The sequence below is a fragment of the Cupriavidus taiwanensis genome (genome assembly GCF_900250115.1).
In the GTDB taxonomy this organism is placed as follows: Bacteria; Pseudomonadota; Gammaproteobacteria; order Burkholderiales; family Burkholderiaceae; genus Cupriavidus; species Cupriavidus taiwanensis_B.
Window position 1 is genome coordinate 1774870 of sequence record NZ_LT984804.1, and the last position, 17442, is coordinate 1792311.

General features: G+C 69.1%; 16 protein-coding genes and 2 tRNA genes. 3 read left to right on the plus strand and 15 right to left on the minus strand.

Going from position 1 to position 17442, the window contains the following annotated elements; genetic code table 11:
* Positions 1 to 68 precede the first annotated feature (68 nt).
* The 5 genes from pcaD to CBM2586_RS24745 form a co-directional block, all read right to left on the minus strand.
* The gene (pcaD, locus tag CBM2586_RS24725; protein WP_115664114.1) at positions 69 to 848 is read right to left on the minus strand and encodes a 3-oxoadipate enol-lactonase; all 780 of its coding nucleotides are present in this window, start codon (positions 846 to 848) and stop codon (positions 69 to 71) included.
* A 49-nt stretch (positions 849 to 897) separates the two neighbouring features.
* On the minus strand, positions 898 to 1182 hold the full coding sequence (gene catC / locus CBM2586_RS24730; protein ID WP_115664113.1) for a muconolactone Delta-isomerase: 285 nt from the start codon (positions 1180 to 1182) through the stop codon (positions 898 to 900).
* A gap of 48 nt (positions 1183 to 1230) precedes the next feature.
* The gene (locus tag CBM2586_RS24735) at positions 1231 to 1527 is read right to left on the minus strand and encodes a YciI family protein (protein WP_115664112.1); all 297 of its coding nucleotides are present in this window, start codon (positions 1525 to 1527) and stop codon (positions 1231 to 1233) included.
* 37 nt (positions 1528 to 1564) lie between these two features.
* Positions 1565 to 2905 carry a short-chain fatty acid transporter gene (locus tag CBM2586_RS24740; RefSeq protein WP_115690404.1) on the minus strand — a complete coding sequence of 447 codons (1341 nt, stop codon included), beginning with the start codon at positions 2903 to 2905 and terminating at the stop codon, positions 1565 to 1567.
* A 198-nt stretch (positions 2906 to 3103) separates the two neighbouring features.
* Positions 3104 to 3481, minus strand: a complete 378-nt coding sequence (locus CBM2586_RS24745; RefSeq protein ID WP_115690406.1) for a short-chain fatty acid transporter — start codon at positions 3479 to 3481, stop codon at positions 3104 to 3106.
* Positions 3482 to 3732: 251 nt separating this feature from the next.
* Between CBM2586_RS24745 and CBM2586_RS24750 the strand changes: the two genes are divergently transcribed.
* Positions 3733 to 5430 (plus strand): MBL fold metallo-hydrolase, encoded by a 1698-nt coding sequence (locus CBM2586_RS24750; protein WP_115690408.1) that lies wholly within the window; start codon positions 3733 to 3735, stop codon positions 5428 to 5430.
* 77 nt (positions 5431 to 5507) lie between these two features.
* Positions 5508 to 5584, plus strand: a tRNA-Arg gene (locus CBM2586_RS24755).
* Between the two features lie 86 nt (positions 5585 to 5670).
* On the opposite strand, the gene CBM2586_RS24760 is transcribed toward CBM2586_RS24755, so the two are convergent.
* The gene (locus CBM2586_RS24760; protein WP_373424267.1) at positions 5671 to 6747 is read right to left on the minus strand and encodes a hydrolase; all 1077 of its coding nucleotides are present in this window, start codon (positions 6745 to 6747) and stop codon (positions 5671 to 5673) included.
* A gap of 104 nt (positions 6748 to 6851) precedes the next feature.
* Here CBM2586_RS24760 and CBM2586_RS24765 point away from each other — a divergent pair, with 104 nt between their 5' ends.
* Complete coding sequence (locus tag CBM2586_RS24765) at positions 6852 to 8678, plus strand: GGDEF domain-containing protein (protein ID WP_115690412.1); 1827 nt, start codon at positions 6852 to 6854, stop codon at positions 8676 to 8678.
* A 123-nt stretch (positions 8679 to 8801) separates the two neighbouring features.
* Here the strand turns inward: CBM2586_RS24765 and CBM2586_RS24770 are convergent.
* From CBM2586_RS24770 to CBM2586_RS24810, 9 genes are all read right to left on the minus strand, one after another.
* A tRNA-Leu gene (locus tag CBM2586_RS24770) sits at positions 8802 to 8888 on the minus strand.
* Between the two features lie 105 nt (positions 8889 to 8993).
* Complete coding sequence (locus CBM2586_RS24775) at positions 8994 to 10280, minus strand: amidohydrolase family protein (RefSeq protein ID WP_115690414.1); 1287 nt, start codon at positions 10278 to 10280, stop codon at positions 8994 to 8996.
* Between the two features lie 30 nt (positions 10281 to 10310).
* Entirely contained in the window at positions 10311 to 10991 is a 681-nt protein-coding gene (locus tag CBM2586_RS24780) for a TetR/AcrR family transcriptional regulator (protein ID WP_115690416.1), read from the minus strand.
* Positions 10991 to 11686 (minus strand): uracil phosphoribosyltransferase, encoded by a 696-nt coding sequence (upp, locus tag CBM2586_RS24785; protein WP_115664105.1) that lies wholly within the window; start codon positions 11684 to 11686, stop codon positions 10991 to 10993. The genes CBM2586_RS24780 and upp overlap by 1 nt, the downstream gene beginning before the upstream one ends.
* A 71-nt stretch (positions 11687 to 11757) precedes the next feature.
* The gene (locus CBM2586_RS24790) at positions 11758 to 13053 is read right to left on the minus strand and encodes a URC4/urg3 family protein (RefSeq protein ID WP_115664104.1); all 1296 of its coding nucleotides are present in this window, start codon (positions 13051 to 13053) and stop codon (positions 11758 to 11760) included.
* Positions 13050 to 14288, minus strand: coding sequence for a GTP cyclohydrolase II (locus CBM2586_RS24795; protein ID WP_115664103.1), 1239 nt, complete (start codon positions 14286 to 14288; stop codon positions 13050 to 13052). The genes CBM2586_RS24790 and CBM2586_RS24795 overlap by 4 nt, the downstream gene beginning before the upstream one ends.
* Positions 14289 to 14561: 273 nt before the next feature.
* On the minus strand, positions 14562 to 15686 hold the full coding sequence (locus CBM2586_RS24800; RefSeq protein WP_115690418.1) for an acyltransferase family protein: 1125 nt from the start codon (positions 15684 to 15686) through the stop codon (positions 14562 to 14564).
* Between the two features lie 157 nt (positions 15687 to 15843).
* Positions 15844 to 15984 carry a hypothetical protein gene (locus CBM2586_RS24805; protein ID WP_172587119.1) on the minus strand — a complete coding sequence of 47 codons (141 nt, stop codon included), beginning with the start codon at positions 15982 to 15984 and terminating at the stop codon, positions 15844 to 15846.
* Positions 15981 to 17279, minus strand: coding sequence for an MFS transporter (locus CBM2586_RS24810; protein ID WP_115690420.1), 1299 nt, complete (start codon positions 17277 to 17279; stop codon positions 15981 to 15983). The genes CBM2586_RS24805 and CBM2586_RS24810 overlap by 4 nt, the downstream gene beginning before the upstream one ends.
* Positions 17280 to 17442: the final 163 nt, after the last annotated feature.

The window sequence follows — 17442 nt, forward strand, 5'->3', positions numbered from 1 at the left end:
GAACTCACGGCGAAGGGGTGCATGATAAGCCACGCGACCGGACTACGAAAAGCCCGGCCGGCCGCGCCTCAGCGCGTCAGGAAATCGACCACGACCTTGCTGAAGGCCTGTGCCTGCTCCAGGTTGGAGAGATGCGCGGCTTCCAGCTCGACGTAGTGCGCGGCGGGAATCGTCTGCGCCAGATACACGCCATCGCGCGGCGGCGTGGGCAGGTCGCCGGAGCCGGCAATCACCAGCGTGGGCGCGGCAATGGCGCCGATCCCGGCGCGCAGGTCGGCGTCTCGCACCGCCACGCAGTTGGCGGCATAGCCCGCGGCCGGGCTGGCGCCGAGCATGGCGCGCAGCGACGCCACCAGTTCCGGATGCGCGGCCGCGTAGGCCGGCGTCAGCCACTTGTCGACCACCGCCGCGGCGATCGACGCCACGCCGTCGCGCTCGACCGCCGCGGCGCGATTGGTCCAGTTCTCGGGCGGGCCGATATACGCCGCGGTATTGCACAGCACCAGCTTGCGCAGCCGCGGCGCATGGTTCAGCGCCAGCCACATGCCGGTGATGCCGCCCATCGACAGGCCGCAGAAGCTGGCCTGCCCGATGCCAAGCTGGTCGAGCAGCCCGATCACATCGCCGCCCAGTTGCGCGATGCCGTAGGGACCCGGCGGCACCGACGACTGGCCATGCCCGCGCGTGTCATAGCGCAGCACGCGGAAATGCTGACTGAAGGCATCCACCTGCGGCGCCCACATGTCCAGGTTGGTGCCAAGGGAGTTGGACAGCACCAGCACCGGCAGGTGCTCGGCGCCATCGAGGCGGTAGTGCAAACGAACGTCGGGAAGATCGGCGAAGGGCATGGTATCGGTCAGTCGGGGATCACGGGCGGTGCCGCAAGGCGGGACCGGCTCAGTTCTGCGCGATCGCGGAACCGTGCTGGGCCAGCGGCGTGACCTTGATCTCCATGTACGGGTACAGCGGCAGCGCGGTCAGCAAGGTGTGCAGTTCATCGTTGTCGCTGACGTCGAAGATGCTGACGTTGGCGTACTGGCCCACCACGCGCCACAGGTGGCGCCATTTGCCTTCGCGCTGCAGGCGCTGCGACATGGCCTTTTCATCGGCCTTGAGTTGCTCGACCAGTTGCGGGTCGAGCGATGCGGGAATCCTGACGGTCATTTCGGCCATGAACAGCATGAGGTCTCCTGGGGTTGGGTGGCGATGGGGCAGCGTGCGCGGCCCGGTTTACAGACGGCAGGTGCCGTCGAGATAGGCCTTGCGCCAGCGCACGATGCGCACCTCGGCAAACAGGCCCGCCGCGGCGAACGGGTCGGCGTCGATAAAACGCTGCGCGGCCTCGCGGCTGTCGACATCGACGATATAGACACCGCCACCGGCGTCGGAGCCGTCATCGTTGAGCTTGGCGCCGCAGGCCAGCAGCAGCGCCTTGTTGGTCTCCAGGTATTCCAGGTGGCTGGCGCGGGTGGCCTGGCGCACGTGCTGGTGGTTGAGCTTGTCGACGGTTTCGATCAGGTACGGCATGCGGTTCTCCTGTCGGCCTTGCGGCCGGGCATCAAAGTCAGGCAATCTGCGCGCCCCACATCAGCATCGCAGCGATATAGATCAGGCCAACCCAGAACATCATGATCACGGTGTAGCCCATCACGTCCTTCAGGTTCAGCTTCGACAGCGCCAGCGCGGGCAGGATCCAGAACGGCTGCACCAGGTCGTTCCAGGCGTTGCCGAGCATCACCGACATCGACGTCTGGCTGACCGAGCTGTTGATGGCCTTGGCGGCATCGACCATGAACGGCCCCTGGATCACCCAGTGGCCGCCGCCCGACGGCGCGAAGAAGTTGATCACGAAGGAACTGACCAGCCCCCAGAACGGCAGCGTCTGCGGCGTGGCGATGTCGACGAACACGCGCGAGATGGTATCCACCAGACCCGAACCGGCCATGATCGCCATGATGCCTGCATAGAACGGATACTGCAGGATGATGCCGGAAATGGTCTTGATGCCTTCGTTGAGCTTGGCCACGTAGTTGACCGGCGTGCCCAGCAGCAGCACCCCGCCGAACAGGATCAGGAAGTTGATCAGGTTCAGGTCCAGCGAGCCGCCCTGGGTGAAGTAGATGACGGCATAGGCCATGCCGCACAGTCCGATCGCCAGGCTCAGGATGCGGCTGTGGTTCAGGCGCCCGGCCAGGGTGTCCTTGCCGCCGATGCTGTGCGCCGGGCCGGCCTCGGTCCGCGCCGGTTCCTGCTCGCGGCGGATCTCGACCACTTCGGCCGGATGGCGCGGGTGCAGCCAGGCGTTGAGCAGCGGCAGCGTGACGATCACCGCCAGGCTCGTCAGCAGCATCGGCGTCGAGAAGATGGTCTCCGACAGCGGAATCACGCCCATGGCTTTTTCCATCGGGTGCCCCGGGGTCGAGATCAGCACCGGAATGCTGGCCGACAGGCCCAGGCCGTACAGCGTGAAGCCGCTGTATGCCGAAGCGATGATCAGCGGGTAATGCACGCCGCGGACCTTGAGCGCCAGCTTCTTGGCGATGATGCCGCCGATGACCAGGCCGAAGCCCCAGTTCAGGTAGCTGCCGATGCCGCCCACCAGCGTGGCGACGATAATTGCGGTGCGCGGCGTATGCACGGCGCCGACGATGCGGTCCAGCATGCGGTCGGTCAGCGGCGCGGTGGCCAGCACGTAGCCCATCGCCAGGATCACGGCCATCTGCGTGGTGAAGGCCAGCAGGTTCCAGAAGCCCTTGCCCCAGCTGGCGATCACCGCCGGCGCCGCCTGCCCCTGCACCAGCACTGCCAGCGCCATGGTCAGCAGCGTCAGGCCGATGGCAAATACAAAGGGATCCGGCAGGTACCGGCGCATGAGTTCGGTGAAGAACCCGGCGATCTTGTTCATGACTTCCTAGTCTCCAGAGTCGGCTAACGTTACGCCATTAGAACCACAGTTCTATATGCGAACTTAGCGAAGGCGCGTGGCTATGCTAAAGGTCGTTAGACCGACAGGTCAAGGAAATGGGAAGCCGCGATTACCGCTGTTTAGCGCAATAGTTACGCGCTTGTGCGCCCCGTATTTTCGGTGGAGCGACGGCGCGGTTCAGTAGCGCATCTGGACATCGTCGACCTTGCCGGTGCGCGCGTTGTACAGGCAGGCGTAGTGGAAGCCGATTGCGGCCGAGCTGTCGTCCGGCTCGAACACGCCTTCGCCGTTGACCGAGGTCTGCGCGTTGGGGCGCTGGTAGTACTGTTCGCGGTCGGCCAGCAGCATGACACTGCCGGGTTGCGGATAACGGCGCTGGAGGGCTTCCGCGACCGCCGGCTCGCAGGCCGCGGATGCCGCGCGCGACATGGCCTGGGGGTCGACCGTAATGTGGGTGGCGGGCGGCGGCACCGGGCGCGGTGCCAGCTGTGGCGGCGTCCCGCAGGCCGCCACCAGGCACGCAACCGTCAGGCACAGATAAGAAGCTCGGATCACGCGGACCTCCTCCTATGGGAGCGCCGGCGGTGGCGCTCCGGAAAGTGAAGCGGAGCCATCAGGTTACTGCCTGTGGCCGGAAAAGCCAAAGCCCGTCCGTCCGCGCCCCGGGGCCAGGAGGACCGTGGCAGCGGCCGCGGCGCCGGGATTCCCCGGACTTTCGAATCCGCGAACGCAGCTAAACTAGCGCACGCGGCGGCGCCCTGGCTTGCCCCTGGCGCGCCGCGCGTACAACCCACGATGCCGACCCCATGACAACTACAGAGACAAGCGGCAACCGCCCCGCCAATCCCACCCCACTGCTGCGCACGGCCGCCAGCCTGCTGGTGGTGCGCGACGCGCCCGCCGGCATGGAAGTGCTGCTGGTGCGCCGCGTCGAACGCGCCAACGACCGCAGCAGCGGCGCCTATGTTTTTCCCGGTGGCACCCTCGATGCGCAAGACCGGCACCTGCACGCTCACGCCCACGGCCTGGATGACGTGCTCGCCAGCGAACGCCTGGGCCTGCCGGCCAGCGGCCTGGACTTTTACCTGGCCGCGGTGCGCGAATGCTTCGAAGAGGCCGGCCTGCTGTTCGCCTGCGACCATCAAGGGCACCTGCGCGCGCCGCACGAACTGGACGCCGCCCAGCAGTCCCTGCTGCGCGAGGCCGTGCAACGCGGCGGCCCCGGGCTGGCCCAGGCCTGCGAGCAACTGGGCCTGCGTCTGGCGGCGGACCGCCTTGCTTATCACAGCTACTGGCTGACACCGCCCGGCCTGCCCAAGCGTTTCGACACCCGCTTCTTCGTCGCCATCGCTCCCGAAGGCCAGCTGGCCGTGCCCGACGGCACCGAGATCGTCGAGCACCGCTGGGTGCGCCCGGCCGAGGCCGCCGACCCGGCCAGCGGCCTGCCGATGATGCATGTCACCCGCCGCACGCTGGGTTCGATCGCGCAGTTCGAGACCGCCGCCGCCTGCTTTGCGTATTTTTCGCAACTGCGCGGCATCGCCTGCATCATGCCGCGGCTGGCGAACGGCGCGGCCGGGGTGCGCCCGGTGATGCCGAACGAGCCGTGCTACGCCGAGATCGGCCGCATCGATCCCGACGGCAAGGTGCACGGCCGCTACGAGCTTGCACCCGGCGTGCCGGTGCAACTGTCGCAGCGGGTATGGCGCGTCACCGCCAACAACGGCAGCGTGATGACCGGCCCGGGCACCAACACCTACCTGGTCGGCGGCGGCGCGCGCAATGAATGGGCCGTGATCGATCCGGGCCCGGACGATGGCGAGCATGTGCGCGCCATCCTGGACGCGGCGCCCGGCCCGATCCGCTGGATCCTCGCCACGCACACGCACCTGGACCATTCGCCGGCGGCGGCGGCATTGCAGGCCGCCACCGGCGCCACCGTGCTCGGACGCGCCGCACCCACCGGCCCCTGGCAGGACGCCACCTTCGCGCCGCAGCGCGAACTGCGGCACGGCGAGCGCCTGGCCCTGGCCGACGACTGCACGCTGCGGGTCTGCCACACCCCGGGCCATGCGTCCAACCACCTCTGCTACCTGCTCGAGGAAGAAAAGACGCTCTTCACCGGCGACCACGTGATGCAGGGCTCGACGGTGGTGATCGGTCCGCCCGATGGCGACATGCGCGCCTACCTCGACTCGCTCGCGGCGCTGCAGGAAGAAGACCTGGAGTGGCTGGCGCCGGGGCACGGCTTCCTGATCGCACGCCCGCAGGATGCCATCCGCATCCTGGTGCGCCACCGCCTGCAGCGCGAGGCCAAGGTCGCCGCCGCGCTGCGCGAACTCGGCCCTGCCGCGCTCGGCGAACTGGTGCTGCGCGTCTATGACGATGTGCCGGCGCGCATGCATCCGGTGGCGCAGCGCTCGCTGCTGGCGCACCTGCTCAAGCTGCGCGACGAAGGCAAGGCGCAGGAGGCGGATGGGGTCTGGTCGGAAGCCGCGGGCTGAGGGCGGCGGCCGTTGAAGATTTTTCGGCGGGGGGCTTGCGCAATTCAATAATTGCGATACAATTGCGCCTCTCGTGTGCGGCTGTAGCTCAGTTGGATAGAGTACTTGGCTACGAACCAAGGGGTCGTGGGTTCGAATCCTGCCAGCCGCGCCACCTATGCAGAAAGAAAAAGGGCTTCCGGAAACGGAAGCCCTTTTTTGTCGCCGCGCGCCTGTCACGCGCGGCTGCCCCCACCACACCTACCACCGATATCTCGCGCCGACGGTGCCGCTCGGGTTGCGCCCGGCCCGGACCTTGAACCACAGCTTCACGCCGGTCTTGGTATTGCCATGCGCGCCGATATTGAACGAGAACAGTCCGCGCAGCAGGTCGGCATCGATCTTGGTGCCGTTGATATTGATGACCTGCTTGCGGCTTTCCTGCCACCAGTCGGCCTCGACGAACGGATAGATGCCGGCCAGCCGCGTCGGCTGCGCGCCGTAAAGGCGCACGCCGATGCCGGTGGCGCTGGCATCGCCGGGCATGGTGTCCGACAACTTGTTCGGGTCCGCGCTCATGCCGGGCTGGTAGGCCAGCTGCAGCCGCGGCTGGATGGTCAGCCCGCCCGCGCGCGGCACCACGGCATCAACCGCGAGCGCCATGGCGCGCATGCGATGGTCGGCAAAACCGCTGGCAGCGGTGATGTCATCGAGATGCAGCGACAGGCGACGCCCACGCTCCGGCATGGAGGCGGTCTCGCGGTCCACGGCGGCAACACCGGGGGCATCGTCATCGGGCCCGGCGCCGCTGGCGCGCGGCAAGGTGGAAGAAGACGAGGATGAGGATGGCGCGGGCACGGCCGCGTATTCGACCACCACCGGCTCGAGCGGCTGGACCATCCAGCCGCTCGCGTCGGAGCCGTCGGCCGGTTGCCCAAAAACCTGCGCCGGTTGCGTCGGATCCGCCGGATCCGCCGGATCCGCTAGCGCGAGGCTGGCCTGCAGCGGCAGGTCAGAGGCAGACGGGCCCTGGAAATCCGGCAAGGCTTCGTCCGCGTGGGCCAGCGCACACATCAGCATGGCCAGCATGGCGCAGAAATGCAGGTGATGGTGGACGATGCCGGGATGCGCGGCACAGCCGTGCCATCCGGGGCTGGTCCCCGCCTCCCTCTCTGTCGATGATGACAAGACCACAGTCATGGCAACCACCTTCGGGACGTTATAAGAGCCTGCCCGATGAGCTTGAGCATAGGTCAAATGCCCCGCCAGCGTTAGCCGCGAATGTTCGGCTGCGCGCGCCCGCGCGAACTTGCCGGAGAGCGGCTGCCGCTGGCGCAAATCGCAGAAGATTTGGACAGGTGCCGGGGCCTTTTCGTCAATAATGTCGGGAATGACAGAATTTCCACGCATGGCCCGGCCGCTGGCAGCCGGGTGGAGACAGCATGGCCCTGCGGCAACGTGCCCGACAGCTTGATCCCGGCAACGGCACTGCGCTGGCCGCCGGCAACGGACCGCGCCGCAGCCTGCAGCGCAAACTGGCGGTGGCCACCACGGCGGGCGGCCTGTGCACGGTGGTGCTGGCCGCGCTGGTGATCGCCGCCTCGTACGGCGACTTCGCCGCAGCCCGGCAGAACCTGTACGACATCTCGGCGTACCGCGACGTGCTGGACGCGGCCAACACGCTTTCCGCCGAACGCGGCCCGGCCAACAGCGTGCTGGGCGAGCCTCCCTTACTCCACAGCGCCGCGCGCGAGCGCCTGCAGGCGTTCCGCGCCCGCAGCGACGCCGCGCTGGCACGGCTGTCGGCGCCGCCGCCCGTCCCCTTCGGCCTGCACGGCCACCACCTGCCGCCGCTGATGGTCGAGCGCGTGCGCGAGCGCCTGGCGCGGGCGCGCGCCGAGATCGACGAGCTCGCCGCGCGCGTGCCGCAGCAGCGCGACATGGACGAAATCCGCCACGCCATCGAAGGCATGTTCGAGGTCGTCGACGCACTGCAGCCTGCCATCGCCTGGCAGGTGCGCGAGCTTTCCGTTTGCGATGACGGGCTGGCCGCGCCCGCGCTGACCGGCAAGATGCTGGGCGACCTGCGCGAGTATGCGGGGCGCATGGCGTCGCAGATCATGGCACCGGTGGCAGCGCGCCAGCCGATGCCGGTGCAGAGCATGGTCGACGCGACCCGCTCGCGTGGACGGCTGCTGGCGCTGTGGCAGCTGGCCGGGCCGGCTTACGACATGTTCGGCGCGGCGCCGGCGCTGGAGCAGGCTTATGCCGACGCCGGCCACCAGTTCTTCGGCCGCGGCGTGGCCATGGTCGACAGCCTGGTCGCGCAGGGGCGCATCTCGGGCAACTACTCGATGACGCCCACCGAACTGACCAACCGCTACGTGCCCACGCTGGAGCCGCTGGAGCGGCTGCGCAGCGTGTTCCTGGACGAAGTGGTGGCGCATTTCACCAGCACGCGCGAGCGCGCGCTGCGCCGGCTCGCGGCCGCGTGCGGCACTTCGGCGCTGATCCTCGCGGTGCTGGGCTACATGCTGGTGTTCGCGCGGCGCGCGGTGTTCCTGCCGCTGCTGCGCGCGCGGGCGGAGGTGATCGCGCTGGCCGAGGACCGCGGCCAGCCGCACGCGACCCCGCCATCGGGGGCCGCCATGCTGGCCAGGCGCACCGGCCAGGCCGCCGAGATGCGGCGCCTGTTCGATGCCATCGACATCCTGCGCCGCAAGCTGCGCGAGCGCGCCGCGCTGACCGCGCAACTGGAGCAGCAGGCTCGCACCGACAGCCTTACCGGCCTGCTGAACCGGCGTGCGCTGGAACTGGTGGCGGCCCGCTACGGCGCGCACCAGCACGCCAGCCTGGTGCTGATCGACGTCGACCGCTTCAAGCAGATCAATGACCGCCACGGCCACGCCGCCGGCGACCAGGTGTTGCGCGACATCGCCGCGCAGATGCGCGCGCTGGTGCCGGCCGAGGGCGTGCTGGCCCGCTTCGGCGGCGAGGAGTTTGCGCTGTGGCTGCCGCACGGGCGGCCCGGCGAAGCCGCGGCGCTGGCCGAGACGCTGCGCGCGGCCGTCGCGGCGCGGCCGGTCTACCTGTCCGGCACCACCCGGCTTGGCGTGACCGCCAGCTTCGGCGTCGCCATCGGCCACGGCGGTGCGAGCCACTGGCAGCGCCTGTTCGGCGCGGCCGACGCAGCCATGTACCGCGCCAAGGCGGACGGGCGCAATTGCGTGCGCGAGGCGCAGGACCTGGAGGGGATGCCGGCGCGATGAACCGTCGGCCCAGGCCGCGTCCGCAAACAACCGACAAAAAAAAGCCCGCTCGCGCGGACCTGGCTGCCATGGAGCATGGCCTGAAACGAAAAAAGGCTCGCTTGCGCGAGCCTTTCCGAATTTTGGTGCCCAGAAGAGGACTCGAACCTCCACAGTGTTGCCACCGCTAGGACCTGAACCTAGTGCGTCTACCAATTCCGCCATCTGGGCTTCGTATTGCTGCTGCGACTGCTTTGCAACTGCGATGCGAAGAACGAAATTATGCCGAGTGCCGAGGGCACTGTCAACACCCGCCTGCAAAAAACTTTGTGCACGCTATGCCGCACCGCCGCCGCGCCGGAAATCCACCTGCGCCGGCCGTCCCGGCAGCGCCAGCGCCGCGGTCGCCGCCGGCATGGTGGCGACGGTCTTGCCGGCGCGCAGCACGCGCAGCCGCGTGGCGCGCAGCCGGATCGCCTCGACCGGATCGCGCGCCTGCAGCAGCACCAGGTCGGCGCGGCAGCCCGGCGCCAGGCCATAGTCCTCCAGCCCCAGGATGCGCGCCGGCGTGGCGGTGACCGCGTCGAAGCAGGCGCGCATCGCCTCCTGCCCGGTCATCTGCGCCACGTGCAGGCCCATGTGCGCGACTTCCAGCATGTCGCCGGAGCCCAGGCCATACCACGGGTCCATCACGCAATCGTGGCCGAAGGCTACCGGCACGCCGGCCGCCATCAGCTCGGGCACGCGCGTCATGCCGCGGCGCCGCGGATAGGTGTCGTGCCGCCCCTGCAGCGTGATGTTGATCAGCGGATTGGCGATCGCCGCCACGCCCGCTTCGCGCATCAGCGGGATCAGCTTGGACACGTAGTAGTTGTCCATCGAATGCATCGAGGTCAGGTGCGATCCCGCCACCCTGCCCTGCAGGCCCAGCCGCACGGTTTCGCTGGCAAGGGTCTCGATATGGCGCGACAGCGGATCGTCGCTTTCGTCGCAATGCATGTCGACGCGCAGGCCGCGCTGCGCCGCCAGCTCGCACAGCAGCCGCACCGATTCGGCCCCCTGCGCCATGGTGCGCTCGAACTGCGGAATGCCGCCGACCACGTCGACCCCCAGCTCGAGCGCGCGCTTCAGATTGGCGAGCGCGCCGGGCGCGCGCAGCACGCCGTCCTGCGGGAAAGCCACCAGCTGCAGGTCCAGGTATGGCCGCACGCGTTCGCGCACGTGCAGCAGCGCCTCCACCGCCAGCAGGCGCGGATCGCACACATCGACATGCGAGCGGATCGCCAGCAGCCCGCGCGCCACGGCCCAGTCGCAATAGGCAAGCGCGCGCTCGACGATGGCATCCTGCGTCAGCAACGGCTTGAGCTCGCCCCACAGCGCAATGCCCTCCAGCAGCGTGCCCGACTGGTTCACGCGCGGCAGCCCGTACGACAGCGTCGAATCCATATGGAAGTGCGCGTCGACGAACGGCGGCGTCACCAGCTGGCCGGCCGCGTCGATCTCTTCGCCGGCGCGCGTGGCCAGGGCTGGCTCGACTGCGGCGATGCGCCCGTCGGCAATGCCGATGTCGATGCCGGTGCGCCCGTCGGGCAGGTTGCAATGCCGCAGGATCAGGTCGAGCATGGGCGATGTGGTGGTATCCGGTATGGGATCTCAGGCCAGCGGCACCGGCGCCAGGCCGCAGCCGCGCAGCAGCATCACCACCACGTGCTCGGTGGCATGCGCATAGTCCTGCGGCTGCAGCCGGCTGATACCCAGCACCGCGCACACCTGCGCTTCAAAGTCCGCGTAGGTCTGCGTGGCGGCCCAGATGGTGAAGAACAGGTGCTGCGGATCGACCGGCGCCATCTGGCCGCGGTCGATCCACTGCTGCACCACCGCGGCCTTGCGCGACACCAGTTCGCGCAAGGCATGGCGCAGCACCTCGCCGATCTCGGGCGCGCCGTGCAGCAGTTCGTTGGCGAACACCCGCGACGCATCCGGATGGCTGGCCGAGAGCCGCATCTTGGCGCGGATGTACTGCTCCAGCGCCACCTGCGGCGGCAGTTCGGCGCGGATCACGTCGGCTTCCGACAGCCACAGCTGCAGCGTGTGCGCGAGCACCGCCCGGTACAGCGCCTGCTTGGTGCGGAAGTAGTAATGCAGGTTCGACTTGGGCACGCCCGCGCGCATGGCGATCTCCGCCATGGTGGCGCCGGCAAACCCGGCGCGCGCAAACACATGTTCGGCCGCGCGCAGGATCATGGCCTGGTTCTCCTGCCGGATGCGGCCGCCAGCCGCCACGCGCGCGGTCGGCGCGCGCAGTGTCGGCGCGAGGCCGGCGCGCGGGTCCATCAGCGCGTGCCGTACAGGCGGTCGCCGGCGTCGCCCAGGCCGGGCACGATATAGCCGTGCTCGTTGAGGGTCTCGTCGATGGCCGCGGTGACGATGCCGACGTCCGGATGCGCGGCGCGCAGGGCGCGCAGGCCCGGGCGCGAGGCGATCAGGCATACATACTTCATGGTGGTGACACCGGCCTCCCTGAGCCGGTTCAGCGCGGCGATGGCCGAATTGCCGGTGGCCAGCATCGGGTCGACCACGATCACCATGCGTTCCTGGATGTCCTCAGGCATCTTGAAGTAATACTCGATCGGCTCCAGCGTCTCGGGGTCGCGGTACAGGCCGATATGCCCGACGCGCGCCGCCGGCAGCAGGTCGAGCATGCCATCGATAAAGCCGTTGCCCGCGCGCAGGATCGACACCAGGCACAGCTTCTTGCCGGACAGCACGCGCGACTGCGTGGCCGCGATCGGCGTGCGGATCGCGATGGTCTCCATCGCCAGGTCGCGCGTGGCCTCGTAGGTCAGCAGCTGGCTGATCTCGCGCACCAGGCGGCGGAAGTTGTCGGTGGTGGTCTCCTCGCTGCGCACCAGCGTGACCTTGTGCTGCACCAGCGGATGGTCGACCACCATCACCCCGGACAGGCAGGCAAGGTCGGCGGGATCCGGCTCGCCGGGCTCGACTGCGGGAACAGCGGACATGTCGTTCATGATGACGCTCCTGATGCCACGTTGCACAAGCCAGCCTGCCAGCGACGCCGCCCGCGCCGCCGGCCGCGCGTTCAGAAGACCGTGCCGTCGCTGGTGATGGCAAACGGCGGCGCGCCGCCGGGCCGGCGCTTGGCGGCGATGCGCCGTCCCGCCGCCCAGGTGCCGCCTTCGAGCACGCGCGCCAGCGGGAACTGCGCTTCCTCCAGGCCCAGCGCCTGGCGCACGCAGTCGGCCACCAGGTCCAGGCCGCTGACGGTCAGCGCGCGCCATTCGACGATGACGGGCTCATCCACCGCGTGCGGCTCGGCGGCGAAGCCCGGGTCGCGCGGCACCATCAGCTCGAAGTCGTACAGCAGGCCGCCGTTACGGTACTCGGGCAGGCCGGTCAGCGCATCCAGGCCGGTCACGGTCAGGCCGGCGTCCTCGAGCGGCTCCAGCAGCGAATAGGTCAGCCACTGGGTCAGCTTGTGGAACGGCACCAGCCCGCCCGGCGCCGCCGGGTGGCGCCAGCAGTCGCCCAGCGACACGCCCTCGACCACGATGCGCCCCGGCCACACCGGGCCGAGCCCCACCAGCAAGGTGCGCAGCAGGAAGCCGGCATCGAGCTGGCCGCCGACGGCGTGCGCCTTCAGGTAGTCATAGAGGTTGCCGAGCCGCGCCGGCCGGCCGAACAGCGCCGGGGTCGCGTCCATCACCTCGCCCAGCCGGCGCAGCAGCCCGGCGCGGCCTTCCAGCCCCACCAGCGGGTTGTGCTGCGCGACCTGGAAGGCGTGGGCAATGCTGTCGGCGTCGATGCGCTGCAGCCGCTCGGCATCCGCGCGCAGTGGATCGCCCGGCGCCGCCGAAAAGCCGCCGCGCGCGAACAGGTCGAAGCTGGCCGCGCCCAGCCCTTCCGAGCGCGTCAGCACCGCGTCGCTGGCCGGATCGCGGTAGCGCCATTCCGGGCCGGCGCCCGCATCCAGCAGCACGCTGGGAATCACCAGGTCGATGCCGATGCGGGCGCGCTCCTCGCGGTGTTCGGGCCCGCTCAGGGCGGCGCGCTCGCACAGCACCTGCCAGCGGTCCGTGCGCTGGTCGCCCCCGCCGCTTTCGAAGTGGCGCCAGCGGCTGTGGTACGGCACCTGCAGGTCCGGATAGCGCTGCCGGATGGTGCTGGCGACGTAATCGGCAATCGCATGCACGCGGTCCGGGTGCCAGGTGAAGCGCTCGGACGCGCCGCTGGCCACGTGTTCGGTAACTGCCGCGCAATGGGTGCGCACCGCCTCGGCGCACAGCAGCGCCGCCGCGGGATGCCCTTCGGGCACCGGGCTCAGCCAGCCGTTGCCATGGCCTTCGTTGCCGGCACTGTCCTCGGGATACCTCGTCATTCGTTCAACCCCCTGCCCTTTGCCAGGGCCAGTTCGTTCGCATCCGGCGGCGTGTAGTGCGTGAAGTAGCCGGCGGCCACCTTGGCGTCGATCTCGACACGCGCGTCGGCGGGGATCAGCGCCTCGGGGATCGCCACCTGCTCGACCACCTCGATGCCCTGCGCCACCAGCGCGCCGTGCTTCATGTTGCTCATCGACGCCCAGCGGTCGATGCGGCGGATGCCCAGCCAATGGAACACATCCGGCATCAGCTCCTGGAAACGCATGTCCTGCACGCCCGCCACGCATTCGGTACGGGCAAAATAAGTTTCGGCGCGGTCGCCGCCCACCTGGCGCTTGCGGGCGTTGTAGACCAGGAACTTGGTCACCTCGCCCAGCGCGCGGCCCTCCTTGCGGTTGTAGACCACCAGCCCGACACCGCCCTGCTGCGCCATCTCGATGCACACCTCGATGCCGTGTGCCAGGTATGGCCGGCAGGTACAGATGTCTGACCCGAACACATCCGATCCGTTGCATTCATCATGCACGCGGCAGGCCACGCGGGTCTCGGGCTGGCCCAGCTGGCTGACATCACCGAAGAAATACAGCGTCATGCCGCCGATCGGCGGCAAGAAAACCTTAAGGTCCGGCCGCGTCACCAGCTCCGGGAACATGCCGCCGGTCTGCTCGAACAGGCTGCGGCGCAGCACGCTTTCCTTGATGCCGAAGCGGGCCGCCATGCCGGGCAGATACCACACCGGATCGACCGCCGCCTTGGTCACGCGCACGTCGCCGTTGGCATGCAGCAGGTTGCCGTCGGGCTTGAGCCGGCCCGCGGCGATAGCCGAGACCAGCTCCGGCATGTTGATGTGCGCACGGGTCACGGCGATGGTCGGGCGGATATCGACGCCGGCGGCGATGCGGTCGGCGAAGACGCTGGACACCAGGTGCCCCCAGGGGTCGAGCGAGACGATCTTGTCCGGGTCGCCCCACTGCGGATGCGGGCCGATCGCTTCGGCGGGGGCGGTGTCGGTCAGGTCGGGACGGTGGTCGCGCTGCAGCGTGCCGGAGGCGACCGCGAGCGCCCGATAGATGGCATAGGCGCCGGCGTGGGTGCCGATCACATTGCGCTGCGCCGGATTGCCCAGGCTGGCGATCACCGGTCCGCGCCCTGCCGCCGTGGGGGCGCCCCAGTGGATCGGCTCGGCCGGCTTGTCGCGGCGCGCGTGCGAAGTCAGGACGATATGGTCGGACATGACATCCTCGGTTCCCGATGGAATCCTGACCAAGCGGTCAGGTTTACAATTCCATACTAGGCAACCTTTGTGCCATCGCCCAATGCCCGTTTACGCCAGTGTGGCGCCGCTGTGTGGGGCGCCCAACGCGAGTCCGCGGCGGGCCATGCACGCGGGGCGTGCCGACGGCACCACGCCGGCGGCTTGCCTGCACCACGCGGATGCCGGATGCCGCGGGCGACCATGCCACGCGCGCAGCAGCCGCGTAGTGCCGCGCGCCGATGCTTGCAAGGGTTACATGGTCGGGCGGCTTGCCGAGCCCGGCCCCGAGTTGCGTGCCGCGCCACCGCGGCCGCCCGGCAATGCCCGTAGCGCAGCGAACGGCTGCGCGCTTTCAACGAAGCGGTAGAACAACGCGCCCGCCACATTGCTCAGGGCCCAGGCCGCCGCCATGCCAAGCGCATTCAGCACCGGCTGCGCGGGGGCCAGGTGCGACACCAGTGCATTGACCACCAGGCACACCGGGAAATGGACCAGGAACACGGAATAGGAAATGCGCCCGAAGTAGCCCACCACGCGCGACCGCGGCCAGCGTTCCAGCCACTCGCCGCGCCGTGCCAGCGCCAGCAGCAGTGCGGTGGCCAGCGCCACGGCAATGCGCAGCCGGAAGTCCAGCGCCAGCGCTGCCAGCGCCACCGCGCCGATCAGCGCCAGCGGCAGCAGCGGCCGGCCGGGCGCTGACGCCCAGTAGGCTAAAGTGCCCATGCCATAGGCACCGAAGAAGTACACCGCCCAGATATCCCACGCCGCATCGCGGTTGAACCAGAACAGCGAAGCCACCGCCGCCAGCGCCACCAGGCCGATGCTGAGCGCCACGGCCCTCGGCGCCCTGCCGCGCGACACCGCGCGCACGGCCCACAGCGTGCCCAGCAGCAGCGCGAACAATTGCAGGTCGATGGCCACGTACCAGGCCCCCGCCGACAAGGCATCGACGTCGACGATGTCATGGAGCAGCGCCAGGTGCGCGAGCAGCTGGCCCGGCGTGGGCGACGCCGGGATCGAGTCATGCGTCATCCAGTGCCGCGCCACGGCGGCGCCGGCAATGCTGAGCAGGATCGCCGCGGCAAACGGCACCACCAGTTTCTGGTAACGCCGCCACAGCATCGACAGCGGATGCTGGCGGATCTCCAGCCGTCCGCTCGGTGCCAGGCTGCGCGCGGCCAGGAAGCCGCTGATCACCAGGAACACCTGCACCGCGATGCGGGCGTAGTCATAGAGCCAGTCCACCAGCCCCGGCGCCAGCACGTACGCGGCGTCGGACATCGGTCCATAGAAGGCGAGGTGGTGCAAGACGATCAGTTGCGAGCTGACGGCTTTCAGGGCGTCGATGCACGGCAGGCGCGACGGACGGGAGTTCATTGTTATAGGGATGATGCAAAAGGCAGGGAAGGCGCGATTCTACCCGCTGCACGGGAATGCAATGTGGCGCAATGCATACATTTTGCAGATTGGTTACACAGTCGGCCGGCTTGTTGCCAGTTCGACGCCGCTGCGGTGGCAAGGCGCCGGTGCCGGGCTACCGGCACAACGCCAGCAGCGCCATCCACGCCTGGGCATGGGCAGGATCCAGCCATCCCGCCAGCGCCACCGCGCACAAGGCGGCGCAACCGAGTACCGACAGCCAGGCGGCGAGCGCGGTGGCGCCGGGCCGTGTCATGGCCGTGCCGGCGCCAGGCCGCTGCGGACGATCTGGCGATCGTCGATCGGCGAATGCAGCGCCGCGGCCACGATGCCCAGCCCCATGGCGCCATACCAGACCGCGTCGTACGAGCGCGCCAGCTCGAACACCAGCCCGCCCAGCCACACACCCAGGAAAGAGCCGAGCTGATGACCCAGGAACACGAAGCCGAACAGCGTGGCGAGATACCGCACGCCGAACACCTGGGCCAGAATGCCGTTGGTGAGCGGCACCGTGCCCAGCCACAGCAACCCCATCGCCGCACTGAAGCCGTACAACGTCGCCGGGCTGAGCGGCAGCAGCAGGAACAGCGCCATCGTCGCGGTGCGCGCGAGATAGATGCCGGCGAGCAGGTACTTCTTGCTGTAACGCCCGCCCAGCAGCCCGCACGCATAGATGCCGGCCACATTGGCCAGCGCGATGATGGCGAGTGCCGCCATGCCGTCGGCAGGACGCATGCCGCGATCCAGCAAATAGGCCGGCAAATGGCTGGCGATAAAGGCAAGCTGGAAGCCGCACGCAAGAAAGCCCAGGTTGAGCAGCCAGAAGCCCGCATGGCCGAAGGCCTCGCGCACGGCGGCGTGCAGCGGCTGGCGCCCGGCCCCGTCCGGCACATGGTGGTCCGGCGCGTGGTGGTCCGGCGCTGCCGCCGCGCCGCGATCCTGGAATGGCAGCGCCAGTGGCACCAGCGCGGCCAGCACCACGGCAAGCAGCAGCAGTGCGCCCGCCCACCCGGTCCCGGCAAGCAGCGCCTGGACGCCCGGCACCAGTGCAAACTGGGCGATGCCGCCGACGGCGCCGGCCAGTCCCAGCGCGCGGCTGCGCTGCGCGGCGCCGGTCATCCGGCTGAGCGCGCCGTAGACCACGCCGAAGGTGGTGCCGGACAAGGCAATGCCGATGCACAGTCCCGCCGACCACGCCAGCGCCGTCGACGTATGCGCCTGCGTCATCCCATAGAGCCCCGCGGCATACAGCGCCAGCCCGCCCGCCATCACCTTCCACGAGCCGTAGCGGTCGGCCAGCATGCCGGTGAAGGGCTGCGCCAGCCCCCACGCCAGGTTCTGCACCGCCATGGCAAAGGCGAAGGTCTCGCGGCTCCAGCCGCGCTCGGCAATGATGGGCAACATGAACAGCCCTTGCACATGGCGCACGCCCAGCGCCATTCCCATCAGCAAGCCACCGGCCAGCACCAGCACTCGGAGTTGCCGCCACCAGGGCGTGCAAGGCCCGGCCGAGGGGGTGGAAGCGGACGGGCGCGGCAGATGGATGGTCATGACAGTCTCTGGTCGGTCATGGTGCGCGCAGGCGCAATGGCTCTATTGCAAGCTGCGGCAGGCCTTTCTTCAACCGATCTTTCGGTCGCTCTGCCATGCGTGATGCGCATGGCAGAAGCGTCCAGGATCGTGCTGTAATGAGGTTCCCGCGCCTGCCTGGAGC